The following is an 18,539-nucleotide window of genomic DNA, read 5'->3' as shown; positions in this document are numbered from 1 at the left end:
TAATATATAAAAATGTTATTTGTAAAGGAGTAATATATGGATGACTGTAATTCCTTAGAGGAAGTGGATTTAGACGAATATGAAATTAGTAAAAATAATTTCAATAACATAGATATGGATGCTATATGTAAACATGAAATTTTCCCATTTTACTTTGAAAATAAAAGTGTATATATAGCAACATATAAAGAATTATCTTTAAATACAATTAAAGATTTGAAATTTATATTTAAAAAAGAACTCATAATATTTAAAGGCAAAGAAAATCAAATAAAAAATTATATAAACTTGTATGCAAGCATTAAATCTGGTGAAAAAGCTATAAAAGACATTGAAACTGAAAAAACTTTAAAAAGCAACAAAATAGTTTATGAAAGCAGTGAAGAGAATTATGTGCCAGCTGTTAGGCTTGCGGATTCAATAATTAACTTAGCTTTAACAAGATCAGCTAGTGATATACACCTGGAACCATTTGAAAATATTGTTCGTATAAGAATTAGGGTGGATGGAATTTTAAATGAGCTTATGGAAATTCCTACAGAGGCATATGAAGCTGTTCTTATAAGGCTTAAAATAATGGCAAAGATGAATATTGCTATAAAAAAGCTACCTCAAGATGGAAGAATTGAGTATAAAAGTAAAGAAAAAAGTTATGATTTTAGAGTATCATCAATGCCTACTTTATTTGGTGAAAAACTTGTTATAAGAATATTATATAAAAACCAATCCTTTTTTACATTTGAAGAAATTACTGAAAATAAAAGTGAGCAAATTATAAAATTGCTCAAAAAATCTCATGGTATAACTCTTCTTTGCGGACCTACTGGAAGTGGAAAAACTACTACTCTTTATTCCATGATAAAAAAATTAAATAATATTGAAAAAAACATAATTACTATTGAAGATCCTGTTGAAATATTACTGGATAGAGTAAATCAAATAAATGTAAATGAGAAATCAAGTTTAACTTTTGCTAATTGCTTAAAAAATGTGTTAAGGCAAGATCCTGACGTAATAATGGTTGGGGAAATAAGAGATGAGGAAACCGCTGAAATAGCTATAAGGGCAGCCATAACAGGACATCTTGTATTAAGTACGCTGCATACCAATGATACATTTTCGGCAGTTTCAAGATTAAACGATATGAAAGTAGAAAAATATTTAATTGGAGATGCACTTAACGGTGTAATATCTCAAAGATTAATAAGAAAAATATGCCCTAATTGTAGATATGAGTATGAACCAAGTAAGTATGAAAAAGACATATTAAACCTAAAAGCTGGAGACAAACTTTATAATGGAAAAGGATGTTCAAAGTGTAATTTTACAGGGTATTCTGGAAGAAAGGCAATCTTTGAGATTATGATACTTGACGATGAAAGTAAAGAGATAATTTATAAAAATAGAGATTCATCAGAACTAAAAAATTATTTTTTAAACAAAGGTATGAAGTTAATTGAGGATAGTGCTGCAGAACTCGTAAAAAATGGTCAAACTACATTTACAGAGCTTATAAAGATTAGAGATAGTTTATAAGGAAGTGATTAAAATAAGTTACATTTATGAAGCAATAAATAATGAAGGCAAAAAGATAAAGGGTTATTCAATGCTAGATAACAGGAGAGAACTTGCTAATGAGTTAAGGGAAAAAAATTATTATCTTATACTTTACAAAAGGAAAAAAGAAGTAAGTTATTTTATGAAAAAAGTAGGCAGCAAAGATTTATATATTTTTTCAAATCAGATGAGTTATATGCTAAATGCTGGTTTCAATATATGTGAATGCCTAAATATTATGTATAGTAAATTTAACGGAATTTTAAGAAAGAATATTGGCATAATAAAAATCAATATACAAAGTGGTAAAACTTTATATGAAAGTATATGCTGCTGTAAAGATAGTTTTCCTTATTTTTTTAAACAAATGGTACTTGTTGGCGAAGAGGGGGGAAACTTGGATGTAATATTCAAAAATATAGCAGTTTATTATAAAAAAATATATAAAACTAAAGATGAGATAAAGAACATGATTGTATATCCAATAGTTGTATTTATATTAACTATAGTACTAACTATTTTTTTAATAGTTGATATAATTCCGAAATTCTCTGAAATCTTAAATGGATTAGGTGGTAAACTTCCAGGGAGCACTCAAACTATTATGAATATAAGTACTTTTATAAGACAGCATTTAATTTCTTTTATACTTAGCTTAAGTATAGTAATTACTATATTAAATTTGCTATGTAAATCAAAATTTATGAAAAAGAAGTTAGATAAAGCCCAATTTAAAATTCCATTTATAAGCAATATCTATAAAAAGGAGATTAGTAGAAGATTTATTTTTTCTCTTTCTATATTAATTAAAAGTGGAATTTCTATTATAGAGGCTATGGATATAGCATCACAAACAGTCCAAAATGCATATGCTGAAAATTCAATAAATAAGTGCATTATTAATATAAGGAATGGAAAAGGAATAGGAGAAAGTTTTGAAAATACGGATGTTTTTTCTAGGTTCACTGTAGATATGTATTATATGGCTGAGGAATGTGGAAATATAGATGAAGTTTTAATTAATATTGCTGAAATTTACGAGGAAGAAATAAATAATGAAGTAAAAAGAGCTGTTAGCTTATTTGAACCTTTTACAATTGTAATTCTCTCCATTTTTATAGGATCAATAATAATTTCTGTCATGATGCCAGTTATAAATATCATGAATTCAATATAGAAAGGAATGGAGCTAATGGGTAGAAATAAAGGGTTTACGCTTATAGAATTAATAACTACAATTTCTATAATTTTAATATTGAGTTCAATGTTAGTTCCAAATGTTTTAGGGTATATTAGCAAAACCTATGAGAAAAAAGCTGAAGATACAGCAGGGTTGGTATTTTCATCGGCGATGGAAAGTTATATGAGGAAGGATGGGTTTATAAAAGAAGATGTGGAAGAATGTTTAAATGAAAACCTTAAAATAAAAGATATAGACTTCACAGTAAGTGACACAGAAGACCAAACAGATATAAGTGTAGATTTTAACTATAAAAATGTAAATTATGAAGTTCAAATAAATGGGGAGGACTGCAGTTATGTTTTTAAAAAGAGTTAAAGCAGGATATACATTAATTGAAATGGTTTGCACAATAAGCATACTTATTATTGTATCCTCTTTCGGAATCATAGCAGTTAAAAGTTACAATGGTTTAAAAAATCAAATAGAATATAAATACGTAAATAATCAAATATTGAATTTTATTAATAATAGTAGGCATTATTGTAAAGGGAGGAAGTTAGAGGGAAAAATTTTTGTAGATGCCTCGCTAAATAGATTTATTTTTTATAAGGGTTTTGATAAATGCATAGATAGATTTTATTTTCCAGATGGATTTAAAGTGTATCCTATTCAAAACAGCCATGGCGAAATTAGCATAGATGAAAATGGAATGACTTCAGATGCATGTACAATCCAGTACATAGACTTAAAGAAAGGATTGCACACAATTACAATTTGTGTTGGAACAGGTAATGTTGAAATTAAGGAGTAAAAAGGGATTTACGCTAGTAGAAGCATTATGTTCAGTAAGTATATTTTCAATACTATTAATGTTTACAATTGGAATTAAAATAAGCGAAATTAGATTAAGCAAAATAAATTATGAAACTGTAAGATATACTTATTTTTTGGAGGCTTTAAAAAATGAACTAATTTCAAATACATCTAAAGAACAAATAAGAAATTTGGAGAGCAATGGAAAAATATATATTTCAAGTGATGCAATAAAAAGCGATAACTCAATAATTGACATAAATTCTATCTTTTTAACTGAAAACCATAGTAATAAATTTCCATATGTTATTTTAAGTTCATATGAAAAAGATGGCAATATGGAGGTTACCTTAAATATGTACGTAAAATTTTATGGAAAGGAAAAAGTTTATACATGCGCATTCACAAAATGAAAAAATATAAGGGATTCATATTAGTAGAATTGATAGCTTCACTTTTGATTTTTAGTATATTTGCAGTTTTTAGTATTTCAATCTTAGGTAGTTTTATGAAAGGTTACATAAAAGAAAGCAAAATTGAAAATGAAGATCTATATGTTTCTGAGGGAATGACTATACTTGATAGTTTGCTAAAGCAAGGTAATATAAAAGTTACAAATAATGAAATAGAAATTACGAAAAGTGACAATACACATAGTAATATAACGTTTAATAGATATACGCAAAAAATTATAGTAGATTATTATGAGAATAATGTAAAAGTAACTTCAAATAATGTGATGTTAAAAATAAAAGAATTTAATGTTTTACAAAATAAAAATGCTTTTTATATATTTATAACTTGTAATGATGGAAGGAGATATAGAAGATGCTTCATTTTAAAAACTCCAGAAGACCAGGGTACAGCATGATATATGGACTTATTTTAGGAGGATTGTGCGTTATATTAGTGCTTACTATTTATAAGATAGAAATTCAAAGGAAAAAGTACATGTTGGATTTTCAAAAATCAATATTGAAAAGCGAAAATGTAGATTTTAGGGTTGATTACTATAATGGAAGGTGATTATGTGAATGTAATTTATATGGTTAATAGTGATAAAGTGACAGAAATAGACTTAGGAAAGTTTAAAAACATAAAAAAAAGAATAAGTTTTAATGCAAATAAACAAGTTACACAAAAAATACATGATAGAACTATAGAAATAAATTTAAATAATAAAAAGACATACATACTTATCGAGGGAGAAGAAATATATATTAAATATTTTACATTTCCTAAGGTTAGTGAAAACAAGTTATATGATCTTATAAACGATGAACTAAATTATTTATACAGAAATGAAAAGTTTATATTTAATTATAAAAAGGCTAAAGAATCAAAGGATGGGGTAGAGGTAATTGTATTTTATTTAAGGGCTGAAGGCTTGAATTTAATTAATGAATTTGTAGAAAAACAAGAATTAAAAGCTGTAAGACTATTGCAAGTATGCTTTTTAAATTATTATAGGAAAATTATAAAGGAGAAGGATTATTTTTTGTTTTTTCAGTATGATTCCAATAATTATATGTTGTTTGTAAAAAATAACAGTATTTATTCAAATGAGGTGTGCCATATGGATGAAGATAAGAAATATAGTAAAATAAAAAGGTTCTTTGTTTCTAACTATGTAAAAGCAAATGATATAAACAAAATTTACATTGTAGGACAGTTTATTAAAGAACAAAATATTGTTAAATTTTTTGAAAAGTATGGTCAGATAAATTTTTTAAAGGATATAGATATAGGTAAAATAACAAAGTTAATAGTATGAAAGGAGAATTTTATGGAAAAAAATAATTTTTTACCCTATGATATAAGGAAAAAAAGAGAAGTTCTAAAAAATAAGCTTATTAATTTAGCTATATTAATTTTGTTTCTGGCTGATGTTATTTTTCTAATAAATTTATATTTTGAGATATTAAATTATAAAAATAAGATTAATATAAAAGAAGGAACTAGCATCATAGTACAAAATAACAATACAGATAATAAAGCCTCTTTTAAAGATGCAGATGTTTTAAAATTAATTTCTGAAAAAATCAAAAATGTGAACTACACAAATATTTCAATAAAGGATGAAAATGTAGAAATTGAACTTTTATCAAACGAAAATTTTCAAAGGCTTGTGAGTGATATAGAAAATAATCCTAAATTAATTATAAAGAGTTTAGTAAAATCCCAAAGTAGTGATAAATACAATGTAGTCATAGGGGTGAGAAGTATTTGAAAATTAAAATTGCATTAATACCCATATTGATTTCTGCATTTTTGTGTATTTTCGTGGTGAATAATGAAATTAAATTTAAAAGTAATAATATAAAAACACCTAGGAAAACAGTAATGAAAAAGTATAAAAAAATTAAATTTAGCGAAATATTAGATACTTTAGAAAAATATAAGGGGTTGAAAATAGATGAAGTAAAATACGATAATATGGATGCGTATGCCAACGTTTCAATAAATGGCAATATTAAAGATATAAATAATATGGTCAGCAATTTTAGACAAGAAAAAAATTTGATTGGAATTAAGGAAATCAATGTTACCAAAACCTCTGAAAATGAGAGAGCTAAAATGAAATTAGTCTTTAGGCATTATGAAGAAGTTAATTAATATATAATATATCATTTTATGTGGTTTATTAAAAATTAATGAAAATAAATTTGCAAATATTTATAAGTTTTGATAAAATATCATTGTCTGTATTTGTGGATTAAATTGCACTATAATAAACTGGTATAGTGTTTTTAAATCATGTATAATTACATATTAAAACAAATAAACACTTTTTATATGAAACTTTTAACATTAACCTGTTTTGTGTCAATGCTATTTATTTCATAAGCTGTATATGGTGTATAAGTTAGAAGGGGGAACGTTAAAGTGTATAAAAGCAGAATAGATAAGCTAAGAAGTGCCATGAAAAGTAAAAAATTTGATGGAGTATTACTTGTAGGTGATCCTAACAGAAATTATATGAGTGGATTTACTGGAGATGAAAGTTTTTCTATAGTTACCTTAGACAGAGCTATTTTTATAACAGATTCAAGATTTACTGAACAGGCAAGACAGCAAGTTGAAAATTATGAAGTGGTTCAATATAATACTACTTTTTCTGAATTCTTAGGAAAGATGGCGGAAGAGCTTGGAATAAAAACTCTTGCTTTTGAAGAAAATGTACTTACTTTCTCAACTTATAGTGAATATAAGAAAAACTTAAAATGCAACTTTGTTCCACTAAATGGTATAGTTGAGGAGCTTAGACTAGTTAAGGATGAAACTGAAATAGAAAAGATTAAGCAAGCTGCAGCTATAGCGGATAAAGCTTTTGAGCATATGCTTCATTTCATAAAAAAAGGAATGACTGAAAGAGAAGTAGGTCTCGAACTAGAATTTACAATGAAGAAGATGGGAGCAAAAGACTTATCTTTTCCTTCAATAGTTGCAAGTGGTAAAAGGTCATGTTTGCCTCATGGTCAGGCAACTGATAAGGTTTTAGAGGATGGAGACTTTCTTACTTTGGACTTTGGATGTATATATGAAGAATATTGTTCAGATATGACAAGAACAATAGTTATAGGTAAGCCAAGTGATAAAATGAAGGAGATTTATAATATAGTGCTCAAGGCTAATGAAGCAGCTATACCTGCAATAAAAAGTGATGTGGTATGCAAGGATATAGACAAAATTTCCAGAGATATAATTTCATCCTATGGATATGGTGAGAATTTTGGTCATGGTTTAGGTCATGGAGTTGGAAGAGAAATACATGAAGAACCTAGATTAAGTCCAAGAGGAAATGTTGTTCTAAAAGAAGGAATGATTGTTACGGATGAACCAGGAATATATATACCTGGCTTTGGAGGAGTAAGAATCGAAGATTTAATTTTAGTTAAAAAAGATAGTTGTGAAGTTATATCAAAATCACCTAAAAATTTAATATGTATATAGAATTTTGTATGAATTTCACACAAAAATGTAATAATATATAATGAATTAATATTTTGGAGGGATACCTAATGATATCAGCAGGAGATTTAAGAAAGGGAACTACATTTGAATCTGAGGGACAAGTTTATACTGTAATTGACTTTTTACATGTAAAACCTGGTAAAGGAGCAGCTTTTGTTAGAACAAAATTAAGAAATGTTATTTCTGGAGGAGTAACAGAAACAACATTTAACCCAACTGCAAAGTTACAGGATGTTGTAATAGAAAGAAAAGAAATGCAATATCTTTATTCAGATGGTTCACTATACTATTTTATGGATCAAGAAACATATGAACAAATACCTTTAAGCTTTGAACAAGTTGAAGGCGCAATTAAATTTTTAAAGGAAAATATGTTTGCAACAATAAAATTCTATAAGGGAGAAGCATTCTCAGTAGAAGCTCCTAACTTTGTAGAACTTCAAATAACATCATGTGAACCTGGAGTAAAAGGAAATACAGCAACAAATGCTATGAAGCCAGCAACACTTGAAACAGGAGCAATAGTTCCAGTTCCTTTATTTGTAAATGAGGGAGAGATAATAAGAGTAGATACTAGAACAGGAGAGTATATGGAAAGAGTTCAGGGATAATATGAACTAAATAGTCTATATATAATGCATAAGAATTATAAATTAATTCTTATGCATTTTTTATTTTTTGTAATAATTTTTGATTTGTATAAATAAAAATTAAGTATGAGAGGAGGATGAAAAAGTGGTTAACCTTGATAATATTTTTTTTATACTGCCCGAAAAAATAAAAAGTGAAGTAAGGCTTATAAAAGAATATTCTGATTTGCAGGAAATCAGAATAAAAGTAAACAAGCCCCTGATTATCCAGGTGGGTAAAAATGAGTATGTAAGTCAGTATAAGGCTACAGAAGATGATATGAAAAAGATATTAAATAAAATGAGTGGGTATTCTATTTATGCTATTGAAGAAGAACTGAGACAAGGATATGTAACTATAAAGGGTGGACATAGAATTGGCATTTGTGGCGAATGTGTTACAGAAGGTTTAAGAGTAAAAACCATAAAAAACGTTTCTTCAATTAATATAAGAGTATGTAAAGAAATAATAGGCTGCTCAAATAAGTTAATGAAAAATATAGTATTTAGAAATAGAGTATTTAATACAATAATAATTTCTCCACCTAAGTGTGGTAAAACTACCATTTTGAGGGACATGACAAGAAATTTATCTAATGGAATTACAGAACTAGGATTAACAGGGAAAAAGATAAGTGTCATAGATGAGAGAAGTGAAATAGGAGCTTGTGCAAATGGAGTGCCGCAGATGAACATAGGAATTAGAACCGATATTATGGACAACTGTCCTAAAAGTATAGGTATTATGATGGCTATAAGAAGCATGGCCCCTGAAATAATTGTTTGTGATGAAATTGGAACTTATGAAGATATGAAAAGTGTGCTTATGGCAGTTAACTGTGGAGTAAATATAATTACGACAATACATGGATTTGGAATAGAAGATTTATATAATAGAGATGTATTTAAGGATATAACTCAAAATAATGTATTTGAAAAGGCAATAGTATTGGATGCAGCAAGGAGTGCAGGAAGTATTGATTATATATATGATTTTAAAAGTTCTACAAAAGAAAGGAGTTTTTAAAGGTGATAAAAATCTTTGGCTGCATGATTGTACTAATAACATCTACTTTAGCAGGATTTGTTTATGCCGAAAAATTCAAAAGTAGAGTAAGGGAACTTAATGAAATTCAGGTTTGTATATATCAACTTAGAAATCAAATAATATATACTCATACTCCTTTAGTAGAGGCTTTGATGAATGTAGCTGATAAAACTATTGAACCTTTAAAGTCATTTTTTAAAATCATTTCCTCAAATCTTTTGAGCAAAAATTGTGATAGTGTATATGAGGCCTTTAAAAATGCATTTGAAATCAGCAGTAGCCATATGACAATGGTTAAAGAGGATAAGTTAATAGTATTAAATTTATCTAAGAGCCTTGGAGAAACAGACATAGATGGGCAAATTGCAGTATTTGAACTTACTATTGAAAACTTAAAGAAGCAAATAAAAAATGCAGAAGAAATAATGAAAAAAAGCGTTAAAATGTACAGGTATTTAGGATTTTGTATAGGAGCTATGCTTGTAATTATGCTTGTGTAGGAGGTGTGTTAGTTGCTTGATGTGAGTCTTATCTTCAAAATTGCAGCTGTTGGAATTTTGATGATTATAATAGATAAAATATTAAAATCAAGTGGTAAGGATGATTTTGCTGTAATAACCAATTTGGCAGGAATAATTATAATTTTGATGATGGTAATAAATCTTATAAGTAAACTATTTACCGCTGTAAAAACTATGTTTCAGTTATAGGTGGTTATTATGGATATTATAAAAATAGTAGCATTTGCTTTTATAGCACTTATGATAACAATTGTTTTTAGAAATCAAAAGAGCGAAATAGCAGTGCTTATAAGTGTTATTGTAGGTGTTTTGATTTTTCTATTTATGCTTTCAAAAATAACAGCAGTCCTTGGACTTTTGCAGAAGCTTGCATTAAAGGCCAATATAGACTTTGTTTATTTAACTACTGTATTTAAAATTCTTGGAATTGCCTACCTAGCTTCTTTTTGTAGTGAAATATGTAAGGACTCTGGAGAAAGTAATATAGCTTCTAAGGTGGAATTTGCAGGAAAAATACTTATATTGGTACTAGCTGTTCCAATACTAATGGGGCTGCTTGATTCAATATTAAAGCTTATGTAGGTGTTATTTATGAAAAAAATAATTTATATTTTGCTTATAATAACTTTATTTATGATAATATGTCCAACCAGTGTAAAAGCAGAGAGTAATTCTAATGACGATGCTCAAATAAATGAGCTTTACAATTACATGACTAATGTAAAAGACAAATATGAAATTTTAAAAGATGTTGATATAGTAACTTATGTTAAAGATTATATGAAAAATGGCTCAGGTAGTATATCTTTTTCAAAACTTGTAAAAGCAGTACTAACGTATTCTATTAGAGACATTATTTCCAGTATTAAGTTAATATTTATGCTCATAATTATATGTATTATTTGCTCTTTACTTACCAATTTTCAAAGGGCTTTTTCATCTGAAGGAGTTACAAACATAGCATACTTTGCTTGTTATTCTGTTATTATCACGATTATTTCAAAAAGCTTTTATACGGGAATAACTTTGGCTAGAGGAAGTATTGAGGATATAAGTAATATGATGAACGTACTAATTCCAGCATTGCTAGCGCTTCTCGCTGGATCTGGTAATGTTATTCAATCTGCATCTTTGGATCCAATAATACTATTATCTATAAGTATTAGCACAACAATATTTAAAAATATATTGATGCCAATTATTATAATGACTTTTGTACTTCAGTTCGTAAATAATTTATCCAAAGATTATAAAATAGATCAATTAGCAAAACTGCTTAATCAAATTGTGATGTGGATTCAAGGGATTGTAATGACTATATTTATAGGAATAATAACAATAAGAGGTATAAACTCAAAAGCTTTGGATGGAGTTACTGGTAAGACAGCTAAATTTGCAGTTGATAATTTTGTACCGATAGTTGGTAAGTGCTTATCTGATGCGGTGTCAACAGTAGCCGGTTATAGTGTTCTACTTAAAAATGCTGTTGGAACTATAGGACTTATTATACTAGTTGTTATGATGATATTTCCTGTGATTAAGATATTTGTTTTAGCATTCATGCATAAATTTACTGCTGCACTTGTACAACCTATAAGCGATGAAAGAATAGTCAAGTGTATAGCAAGTGCGGGAGATACTCTTATATTGATAGCATCATGCCTTATAGGGGTATCTGTAATGTTTTTTATAATGATAGCAATAATTATAGCTGCTGGTAAAGTTTCATAGATGATAAGAAGGTGATTGAAGGTGATAGCTTGGCTTAAAAGCTGGATAGTTACAATATGTACCGCTGTTGTGTTTATTACTGCTGTTGAAATGATACTTCCAGACAATAAGATGAAAAGTTATGGAAAATTTGTTATGGGATTAATGCTAATGGTTGTAATAATGACTCCAATCATAAAGATACTAAATAAAAATATAAATATAGATGAGTATATAAATAAAGCAGAAAAAAGTTTTAGTGCAGAAAATAATTATAAAAGTAGCATTGAAAATTATAAAACAAAAGATGAGGAGGATACTAAGAAGCAGTTTAAAGAAAATTTAGAGGCCACATGTACTAAGATTCTTAAGGAAAAGTTTCCAGATGCAGATTATTCAGCTAGTGTTGAAATCAGTGAGGATGAGGATAGTAAGGTACTTGCAATAAAATCTATAAGTATTGGAGTAAAAGAAAAGGGAATAGAAAAGATTAGTAAGATACAGATAGGAAAAAATAGTGAAAGAACTACTTCAACTCAAAATTTAAATGATAGCGAAAAAGAAAAGATAAAGAACTTTATAAGTAATGAAATTAATGTATCAGATAAAGACATAAATGTATATAAACTTTAAAAATAACATGAAAAACTTATAGGGAAGGGGATAGAATGGATTTCAAGAAATTGATGAATTATTTTAAAGATGAAAAGAAAAAAAAGAATGCGTTTACAAATATTCTTATAATTGGTCTTATAGGAATATTAATAGTAATAGTAGCTAGCTTTTTTAACAGTACAGAGAGTTTCTCACAATCGGAAAACAGCAAAAAAGAGCAGACAACAAGCCAAAGTCAAAGTCAAAACCAAAATCAAAGTAGCAGTGACAGCATTGAAAGTTATGAAACAAATGTAGAAAATAAGCTTAAAAATACATTAGAGCAAATGGATGGTGTAGGTAAGGTGCAAATAATGATGTATTTTTCAAGTGGTGAGGAGCAAGTTCCAGCTTTTAATGTTAATAAGTCTACCTCTGTTACCGATGAAACGGATAATTCAGGTGGAAAAAGAACTACAACGCAGAATTCAGACGGAGATACTGTTGTTATGTCTAAAGATGGTGATAAGGAATCTCCACTAATTCTTAAAACGTATAAGCCTAAAATAACAGGAGTGTGTATAGTAGCTGAAGGAGCTGAAGATGAAAATACAAAATTAAACATAACAAATGCAGTTGTAGAATTATTTGGAGTACCAGCAGATAAAGTAAATGTTTATCCTATGAAGAAATAAATTTTGAGAGGCCATGTGGTATATAGAAGTGTGAACAAGCATATAATTTTTTTGAGGATTAGATAGGGGGTAAAGAAAATGAATAAAAAACAAGCTGTTATTATTGTAACGTTGCTAGTGCTTATAGTGTGTGCAGCCGTTTTAGCTACAAAGTTTAGAAGTCCATATTTATATGTTAATGATACTGATTTGGACAATGATAATAAAAGTACAGTATCTATGGACAAGGATGCTTCTAAGAATACAAGTTCTTCTAGTACTAGTACAAAATCAGATTTATTTTCACAGGGAAAGCTTGATAGGGAACAAAAGGACCAAAGTGAAATACAAACATTAAAAAATGTTATTGATGACAAGAGCATGAGCAGTTCAACAAGAACAGCAGCAGAACAAAAACTTATGGCATTAACAGATAATGATGCAAAAGCCACTAAAGTTGAGACACTTCTTAAAAGTAAGGGGTTTAAAGATGCACTTTGTACAATAAATAATAATAAGGTTATTGTAAATGTAAAAGCTAGTAGTTCTAAACTTAGTGATGTTCAGCTAAAAGACATAAAAGATGTTGTTAATAATGTTACAGGAATTAGAAACATAGACGTTTTACCAATTACTAAATAACAAAAATATTTTATAGATGGACAACTTGAAACAGAGTACAGAGTAAAGAGTAGAGTGAAGGATTATTTTTCTCCCACTCTACTCTTTACTCTCTACTCTCTGCTCTACAAAAATTCACACCTAAAATTCCGTAGTCACGGAGGAATTTTTTCCTTGCACTACTGTGGAAGCGAAGTAACGATGCTGAAGGAACAGTTTAAAAAAATCTAATAAATCTTGGTAAAAAAATCGTAAAATACTTAGATATTTTAATTTGTCTGAGCATTTTCTCAGCGAGTAAACATGCATGTGGCATGGGCTTTGCCCATTATTCTTCTATACCTTGAGCAGGTACTTGTCTAAAATCACCACCAAGATTTATAGGATTTATTATTAAAAGTCCTTTTATATTATTCTAGAAGGATAATGGGATTACATCCCAAACCCCGCGTATGTGTATGTGACGAAGCATTGTTACTTCTCACTATTTTAATTTGTAAAAAAATAAGTAATTTGATATAATACACTTAAATACACTACGCCTTGGTTATTCAGGGCAAAGGGGGTAATAATCATGGAAGAAGAAACAAAAGATCCTGAGATAGGCATAATTAAAATATCAGACGAGGTAGTTGGAGTAATTGCTGATTTGGCAGCATCTGAAATAAAAGGTGTTGTTGGAATGAGCTCAGGGATAGTTGGAGGAATAACACAAATATTAAGTGGAAAAAAGAATCTTACAAAGGGTGTAAAAATTAATATTGAAGAAGAAAGTGCATCAATAGATTTATACTTAGTTATTGAGTATGGGCTTAGAATACCTGATGTAGCTTCTAAAGTACAGGAAAATGTTAAAAGAACAGTTGAAAGTTTAACAGGTTTAAATGTTTCAGCTGTGAATGTATTTGTTCAGAATGTTGCGCTTCAAAAGCCAAATGAAGAGGTAAAAGAAGAATACACTGAAGAATAATATTATTTAAATGAAGCATTTAGTTTTCCATTTAACTATATTTATGCATAAGCATCCTTTAAGATAGGATGCTTTTTTGCAATAAACTTTTTAAAAAGTATGGAAGTTTATTATAATATATAGTAATATAAACTTTGTGTCTATATATTAAATTTTATGGTGGTTTTACATAAATAGGAGGAAAAACATGAATAGAAGAAAAAGTAGAGAAATAGCAATGAAGTTATTGTTTGAGATTTCATTTAATAAAAATAACTGTGAAGAAACTATAGAAAATTTTAAAGAGGAAAATGATTGTAAGGATATAGATTTTGAGTATGTGACAAGAATAATAAATGGTGTTATAGACAATAAAGAAGCTATAGATAAAAAAATAGAAGAAAGTTCGAATAAGTGGAAAATAGATCGTATATCTAAAACTAATTTAAGTATACTTAGGTTAGCAACTTATGAAATACTTTATGAAAATGATATACCAACTAAGGTTTCTGCAAATGAGGCTGTTGAACTTGCTAAAAGTTATTCAGAAGAAAAATCATGGTCATTTGTAAATGGTGTTCTTGGAAGTCTTATAAATAATATTGAAAACAAAACGGTGTAGAACGTATTAGTTAAAAATTACAAAGGAAGTGTAAATGTGGGGCAAATAATAGATGGAAAACTTCAAGCAAAGAAATATAGAGAAAAAATAGCTAGCTTTGTAAAGGAAAGAATAAATAATGGGCTACAAATTCCTTGTATAGTGAGTATTATGGTTGGAAATGATGGCGGTTCTATGTATTACTTAGAAAATCAGAAAAGATTATGTGACAAATTAGGTGTGAAATTTCAAAGCATAATATTAAATGAGAATTCGGCTGAAAGTGATATTATAAGCTTAATAATCAAACTAAACGAAGATAAAAATGTAAATGGTATTATGCTTCAACTTCCTCTCCCAAGACATATTAATGAAAAAAATGTAACTTCAATAATAAGCGAAAGCAAGGATATAGACAGTCTTACATATGAGAATACTGGTAAATTTTATAGAGGAGAAAAAGCATTTGTGCCATGTACGCCTAGAAGCATTATAGAGTTGATTAAAAGTACAGGTATAGATATAGCTGGCAAAAATGCGATAGTTATTGGAAGAAGTAATATTGTAGGTAAACCAGTTTCCCAGCTTCTTCTTAATGAAAATGCTACAGTTACTATATGTCATTCCAAGACAAAAAATTTAAAGGAGATATGCAGTAAGGCTGATATATTAGTTTCGGCAGTTGGAAATCCTGGATTTATTACAGGAGAATATATTAAAGAGGGTGCTGTAGTTATAGATGTGGGCACTACTGTTGTAGATGGAAAGCTTAAAGGAGACATTTGTTTTGATGAGGCTTTGAATAAATCTGCTTTCATTACACCTGTACCAGGGGGAGTAGGAGCAATGACAACAACGATGCTTATATTAAATGTTTGTGAGGCGCTTTGGTAATATGTATATTAAGGTTTTAACAGTTTCTGAGCTTAATAGTTATATAAAAAAGGTTATGGACAGTGATTTTATCCTAGGAAATGCTTATATAAAAGGCGAAATATCAAATTTTAAACTTCATACCAGCGGTCATGCTTATTTTTCCTTAAAAGATGAAAATGGAAAGATAAACTGTGTTATGTTTAGGAGTGATGTTCAAAGTTTAAAGTTTATGCCTGAAAATGGAATGAAGGTTAATGTGAAAGGCAGAGTTTCAGTATACATAAAAGATGGGGCATACCAGCTTTATGCAAGTGAAATAGAACTTGAAGGCATGGGAGAGTTATACATAGCGTTTGAAAAATTAAAGGAAAAGCTTTCAAGAAAAGGTATATTTGATGAGGAGCATAAACAAAGCATTACATTGTATCCATCAAAAATAGGAGTTATAACTTCTAAAACAGGTGCTGCTGTAAGAGATATTATAAATGTTTCTAGAAGAAGAAATAAAAATATAGATATAGTAATATATCCCGTTTTGGTTCAAGGGGTAAAGGCCTCAAAGGAGATTATAAAAGGAATTGATTACATGAATAATGCAGATGATGTTGATACAATTATAATTGCAAGAGGTGGAGGATCTATAGAGGAACTGTGGGCATTTAATGATGAGAATCTAGCATATGCAGTTTATAATTCAAAAAAACCTGTTATAACTGGAGTTGGTCATGAAACAGATTTTACAATAGTAGATTTTGTGAGTGATATGAGAGCACCAACGCCGTCAGCAGCTGCTGAAATTGCAGTTCCAGACTTATCTCAATTTAGTGATAAAATTTATACAATGAAAAAACGCCTAAGTGCAGATGCATGCTATTATCTTGAAAGCAAGAGAAAGGACCTTGAACTAAAGAAAAAATTAATAGAAAATAATAGCCCAGAGGCTTTTATAGTAAATGGATACTCAATATTAGGCAAATTACAGGAATTACTTTTTATTAAAACTAAAAGAACACTCGAAATTGAAAAAGAAAAAATTTCAAAATATAAATATATTTTAGCTTCTAATAATCCTCAAAATGTTCTTAACAAAGGATATTCAATAATAAAGGATAAAGATGGAGAATTTATAGATACTGTAAAGAAGCTAAAAAGTGTAAATGATGTGGTTATTACAATGAAGGATGGATATGTTGAAACTTCTTTAATAAATAAGTAAGGGAGGAATTAAATTGCCAGCAAAAAAAGAAACTTATGAAAATATGCTTTCAAAGTTAGAAAAAATAATATCTGACATGGAAAATGGCAATCTTACTTTGGAAAAAACTTTGAAAAATTACGAAGAGGGTATGACATTATACAATAAACTATATAAAATGTTAAATGAGGCAGAAGGTAAAATCAAAGTAGTAACGGAAAATGGAGAAGAAGACTTTATGAAAGAGGGTGAAAAAGATGAATAATCAAATTTTAAAAGATGAAATAGAAAGCTATTTGAAAGAATGTTTTAAAAACCAAGGCACTTATGATAAGGAATTGTATGAAGCTATGGATTATAGTTTAAATGTAGGTGGAAAAAGAATAAGACCACTTTTATTTATAAATACATACAGCGTATATAAAGATAATTATAAAGATGTTATGGATATTGCTGTTGCAATTGAGATGATTCACACATACTCGCTTATTCACGATGATCTTCCATGTATGGATAATGATGATTTAAGAAGAGGAAAACCAACAAATCATAAGGTTTATGGTGAGGCCATGGCACTTCTCGCTGGCGATGGTCTTTTAAGTGAAGCTATGAGTACCATGTTTAAATATTGTAGTGATAAGGACATGAATGCAGTTAAAGCATGTGGTTTAATAGCTAAGGCTTGCAGTGCCTATGGTATGGTAGGTGGGCAGGTTGTTGATATGATTAGCACAGGAAAAGAAATAAGTAAAGAGCAGCTAAAATATATGCACAGAAAAAAAACAGGAGCACTTATTGAAGCCGCTATTTTAAGTGGAGCAATTTTAGGTGAAGCTCCTAATAATGAGTATAAACTTTTTAAAGAGTTTGGAGAGAAGGTTGGGCTTGCCTTTCAGATAAAAGACGATATTTTAGATATTGTTGGTGATTCAAAAACTATGGGTAAAAAAGCTAAAAGTGATATAGAAAATAACAAAACTACATATGTGACTACTTATGGTCTAGAAGAATGTAAAAAAATGTGTGCTTACATAACTGAAGAATGTATGGATATACTTTCTCAAATAAACGGAGATACAGAAGGGTTAAAAAAAATAACAGAATTTCTCCTTGAAAGGAAAAAGTAATTTTACCAATGAATAATTAGTAAAATTATTATAAATTATTTTTATATTTTTGAATATTTAAAAATACTATGATATAATCATAATTAATATATTTTAATATGTGGTGCAGTATTCTAGTCAGGTAAGTGTTTTTTGAAGGCGGGGCTAAAAATCCGCTAAAGGGCATATCGATGAAGTTCCTGGTGCTGGCCTAGAACGCCCAGTTTTGGGCTTGTGCTGGGAGTTAAGGGAGCTGGGGCACTCACAATGGCATGTGATTCTGACCCTACTCCCGTGGAGACCAATTATTGTATACAATGCGAGAGGCTTTGTATACGAAATTGGGTTAAACCTGCATTGTGGTTAATAGCTATGTGCAGTGTAGCCTGCCTTGAGTGGTAATGGGAGAGGAGATAAAACAGGTTTTGGGATTTTCGGCCGGAAATCTTAAACTTATTGTACTCTGAAACCATTGCTGCAAAAGAGG

General features: G+C 28.8%; 26 protein-coding genes. All 26 read left to right on the top strand.

Annotated elements, in window-relative coordinates; genetic code table 11:
* Positions 1-36: 36 nt before the first annotated feature.
* Positions 37-1,536 carry a GspE/PulE family protein gene (locus LQK79_RS00595; RefSeq protein WP_231015048.1) on the top strand — a complete coding sequence of 500 codons (1,500 nt, stop codon included), beginning with the start codon at positions 37-39 and terminating at the stop codon, positions 1,534-1,536.
* 4 nt (positions 1,537-1,540) lie between these two features.
* Entirely contained in the window at positions 1,541-2,734 is a 1,194-nt protein-coding gene (locus LQK79_RS00590; protein ID WP_231015047.1) for a type II secretion system F family protein, read from the top strand.
* 15 nt (positions 2,735-2,749) lie between these two features.
* Positions 2,750-3,115: a prepilin-type N-terminal cleavage/methylation domain-containing protein gene (locus tag LQK79_RS00585; RefSeq protein WP_231015046.1), complete on the top strand. Its 366-nt coding sequence runs from the start codon at positions 2,750-2,752 to the stop codon at positions 3,113-3,115.
* Positions 3,096-3,551, top strand: a complete 456-nt coding sequence (locus LQK79_RS00580; protein ID WP_231015045.1) for a pilus assembly FimT family protein — start codon at positions 3,096-3,098, stop codon at positions 3,549-3,551. The genes LQK79_RS00585 and LQK79_RS00580 overlap by 20 nt, the downstream gene beginning before the upstream one ends.
* Complete coding sequence (locus LQK79_RS00575; protein WP_231015044.1) at positions 3,532-3,966, top strand: type II secretion system protein; 435 nt, start codon at positions 3,532-3,534, stop codon at positions 3,964-3,966. Before LQK79_RS00580 ends, LQK79_RS00575 begins: the two co-directional genes overlap by 20 nt.
* Complete coding sequence (locus LQK79_RS00570; RefSeq protein WP_231015043.1) at positions 3,963-4,424, top strand: type II secretion system protein; 462 nt, start codon at positions 3,963-3,965, stop codon at positions 4,422-4,424. The genes LQK79_RS00575 and LQK79_RS00570 overlap by 4 nt, the downstream gene beginning before the upstream one ends.
* The gene (locus LQK79_RS00565; protein ID WP_231015042.1) at positions 4,382-4,579 is read left to right on the top strand and encodes a hypothetical protein; all 198 of its coding nucleotides are present in this window, start codon (positions 4,382-4,384) and stop codon (positions 4,577-4,579) included. Before LQK79_RS00570 ends, LQK79_RS00565 begins: the two co-directional genes overlap by 43 nt.
* 19 nt (positions 4,580-4,598) lie before the next feature.
* Positions 4,599-5,327, top strand: coding sequence for a hypothetical protein (locus LQK79_RS00560; protein WP_231015041.1), 729 nt, complete (start codon positions 4,599-4,601; stop codon positions 5,325-5,327).
* A 12-nt stretch (positions 5,328-5,339) separates the two neighbouring features.
* On the top strand, positions 5,340-5,783 hold the full coding sequence (locus LQK79_RS00555) for a hypothetical protein (RefSeq protein WP_231015040.1): 444 nt from the start codon (positions 5,340-5,342) through the stop codon (positions 5,781-5,783).
* Complete coding sequence (locus LQK79_RS00550; RefSeq protein ID WP_231015039.1) at positions 5,780-6,169, top strand: hypothetical protein; 390 nt, start codon at positions 5,780-5,782, stop codon at positions 6,167-6,169. Before LQK79_RS00555 ends, LQK79_RS00550 begins: the two co-directional genes overlap by 4 nt.
* 270 nt (positions 6,170-6,439) lie before the next feature.
* The gene (locus tag LQK79_RS00545) at positions 6,440-7,507 is read left to right on the top strand and encodes a M24 family metallopeptidase (protein ID WP_331000613.1); all 1,068 of its coding nucleotides are present in this window, start codon (positions 6,440-6,442) and stop codon (positions 7,505-7,507) included.
* Positions 7,508-7,575: 68 nt separating this feature from the next.
* Entirely contained in the window at positions 7,576-8,139 is a 564-nt protein-coding gene (gene efp / locus LQK79_RS00540; RefSeq protein WP_231015038.1) for an elongation factor P, read from the top strand.
* Between the two features lie 124 nt (positions 8,140-8,263).
* Positions 8,264-9,184, top strand: a complete 921-nt coding sequence (spoIIIAA, locus tag LQK79_RS00535; protein WP_231015037.1) for a stage III sporulation protein AA — start codon at positions 8,264-8,266, stop codon at positions 9,182-9,184.
* Positions 9,185-9,186: 2 nt separating this feature from the next.
* Positions 9,187-9,705, top strand: a complete 519-nt coding sequence (gene spoIIIAB, locus LQK79_RS00530; protein ID WP_231015036.1) for a stage III sporulation protein SpoIIIAB — start codon at positions 9,187-9,189, stop codon at positions 9,703-9,705.
* Positions 9,706-9,717: 12 nt separating this feature from the next.
* A complete protein-coding gene (spoIIIAC, locus tag LQK79_RS00525) occupies positions 9,718-9,915 on the top strand; it encodes a stage III sporulation protein AC (protein WP_231015035.1) in 198 nt (65 codons plus the stop codon).
* A 9-nt stretch (positions 9,916-9,924) separates the two neighbouring features.
* Positions 9,925-10,308 carry a stage III sporulation protein AD gene (gene spoIIIAD / locus LQK79_RS00520; protein WP_231015034.1) on the top strand — a complete coding sequence of 128 codons (384 nt, stop codon included), beginning with the start codon at positions 9,925-9,927 and terminating at the stop codon, positions 10,306-10,308.
* 9 nt (positions 10,309-10,317) lie between these two features.
* On the top strand, positions 10,318-11,457 hold the full coding sequence (gene spoIIIAE, locus LQK79_RS00515; RefSeq protein WP_231015033.1) for a stage III sporulation protein AE: 1,140 nt from the start codon (positions 10,318-10,320) through the stop codon (positions 11,455-11,457).
* A gap of 21 nt (positions 11,458-11,478) precedes the next feature.
* The gene (gene spoIIIAF, locus LQK79_RS00510) at positions 11,479-12,069 is read left to right on the top strand and encodes a stage III sporulation protein AF (protein WP_231015032.1); all 591 of its coding nucleotides are present in this window, start codon (positions 11,479-11,481) and stop codon (positions 12,067-12,069) included.
* A 35-nt stretch (positions 12,070-12,104) separates the two neighbouring features.
* A complete protein-coding gene (spoIIIAG, locus tag LQK79_RS00505; protein WP_231015031.1) occupies positions 12,105-12,725 on the top strand; it encodes a stage III sporulation protein AG in 621 nt (206 codons plus the stop codon).
* Between the two features lie 78 nt (positions 12,726-12,803).
* Positions 12,804-13,346, top strand: coding sequence for a SpoIIIAH-like family protein (locus LQK79_RS00500; RefSeq protein ID WP_231015030.1), 543 nt, complete (start codon positions 12,804-12,806; stop codon positions 13,344-13,346).
* A 553-nt stretch (positions 13,347-13,899) separates the two neighbouring features.
* Positions 13,900-14,295: an Asp23/Gls24 family envelope stress response protein gene (locus tag LQK79_RS00495; protein ID WP_231015029.1), complete on the top strand. Its 396-nt coding sequence runs from the start codon at positions 13,900-13,902 to the stop codon at positions 14,293-14,295.
* Between the two features lie 187 nt (positions 14,296-14,482).
* A complete protein-coding gene (nusB, locus tag LQK79_RS00490; protein ID WP_231015028.1) occupies positions 14,483-14,896 on the top strand; it encodes a transcription antitermination factor NusB in 414 nt (137 codons plus the stop codon).
* A gap of 36 nt (positions 14,897-14,932) precedes the next feature.
* Positions 14,933-15,769: a tetrahydrofolate dehydrogenase/cyclohydrolase catalytic domain-containing protein gene (locus tag LQK79_RS00485; protein ID WP_231015027.1), complete on the top strand. Its 837-nt coding sequence runs from the start codon at positions 14,933-14,935 to the stop codon at positions 15,767-15,769.
* 1 nt (position 15,770) lies between these two features.
* On the top strand, positions 15,771-16,967 hold the full coding sequence (gene xseA / locus LQK79_RS00480; protein WP_231015026.1) for an exodeoxyribonuclease VII large subunit: 1,197 nt from the start codon (positions 15,771-15,773) through the stop codon (positions 16,965-16,967).
* Between the two features lie 13 nt (positions 16,968-16,980).
* The gene (locus LQK79_RS00475; RefSeq protein ID WP_231015025.1) at positions 16,981-17,211 is read left to right on the top strand and encodes an exodeoxyribonuclease VII small subunit; all 231 of its coding nucleotides are present in this window, start codon (positions 16,981-16,983) and stop codon (positions 17,209-17,211) included.
* On the top strand, positions 17,204-18,073 hold the full coding sequence (locus LQK79_RS00470) for a polyprenyl synthetase family protein (protein ID WP_231015024.1): 870 nt from the start codon (positions 17,204-17,206) through the stop codon (positions 18,071-18,073). The genes LQK79_RS00475 and LQK79_RS00470 overlap by 8 nt, the downstream gene beginning before the upstream one ends.
* Positions 18,074-18,539 lie beyond the last annotated feature (466 nt).

The sequence above is a fragment of the Clostridium guangxiense genome (assembly GCF_021043395.1).
In the GTDB taxonomy this organism is placed as follows: domain Bacteria; phylum Bacillota; class Clostridia; order Clostridiales; family Clostridiaceae; genus Clostridium_S; species Clostridium_S guangxiense.
The sequence above is the reverse complement of the archived record's forward strand: the minus strand, read 5'-3'. Positions and strand labels throughout refer to the sequence as shown.

Coding starts and splice junctions, on each gene's coding strand:
- LQK79_RS00595 (WP_231015048.1), top strand. CDS start 37: ATGGATGACTGTAATTCCTTAGAGGAAGTGGATTTAGACGAATATGAA.
- LQK79_RS00585 (WP_231015046.1), top strand. CDS start 2,750: ATGGGTAGAAATAAAGGGTTTACGCTTATAGAATTAATAACTACAATT.
- LQK79_RS00580 (WP_231015045.1), top strand. CDS start 3,096: ATGTTTTTAAAAAGAGTTAAAGCAGGATATACATTAATTGAAATGGTT.
- LQK79_RS00575 (WP_231015044.1), top strand. CDS start 3,532: ATGTTGAAATTAAGGAGTAAAAAGGGATTTACGCTAGTAGAAGCATTA.
- LQK79_RS00570 (WP_231015043.1), top strand. CDS start 3,963: ATGAAAAAATATAAGGGATTCATATTAGTAGAATTGATAGCTTCACTT.
- LQK79_RS00565 (WP_231015042.1), top strand. CDS start 4,382: ATGCTTCATTTTAAAAACTCCAGAAGACCAGGGTACAGCATGATATAT.
- LQK79_RS00560 (WP_231015041.1), top strand. CDS start 4,599: ATGGTTAATAGTGATAAAGTGACAGAAATAGACTTAGGAAAGTTTAAA.
- LQK79_RS00555 (WP_231015040.1), top strand. CDS start 5,340: ATGGAAAAAAATAATTTTTTACCCTATGATATAAGGAAAAAAAGAGAA.
- efp (WP_231015038.1), top strand. CDS start 7,576: ATGATATCAGCAGGAGATTTAAGAAAGGGAACTACATTTGAATCTGAG.
- spoIIIAD (WP_231015034.1), top strand. CDS start 9,925: ATGGATATTATAAAAATAGTAGCATTTGCTTTTATAGCACTTATGATA.
- spoIIIAE (WP_231015033.1), top strand. CDS start 10,318: ATGAAAAAAATAATTTATATTTTGCTTATAATAACTTTATTTATGATA.
- spoIIIAG (WP_231015031.1), top strand. CDS start 12,105: ATGGATTTCAAGAAATTGATGAATTATTTTAAAGATGAAAAGAAAAAA.
- LQK79_RS00500 (WP_231015030.1), top strand. CDS start 12,804: ATGAATAAAAAACAAGCTGTTATTATTGTAACGTTGCTAGTGCTTATA.
- LQK79_RS00495 (WP_231015029.1), top strand. CDS start 13,900: ATGGAAGAAGAAACAAAAGATCCTGAGATAGGCATAATTAAAATATCA.
- nusB (WP_231015028.1), top strand. CDS start 14,483: ATGAATAGAAGAAAAAGTAGAGAAATAGCAATGAAGTTATTGTTTGAG.
- xseA (WP_231015026.1), top strand. CDS start 15,771: ATGTATATTAAGGTTTTAACAGTTTCTGAGCTTAATAGTTATATAAAA.
- LQK79_RS00470 (WP_231015024.1), top strand. CDS start 17,204: ATGAATAATCAAATTTTAAAAGATGAAATAGAAAGCTATTTGAAAGAA.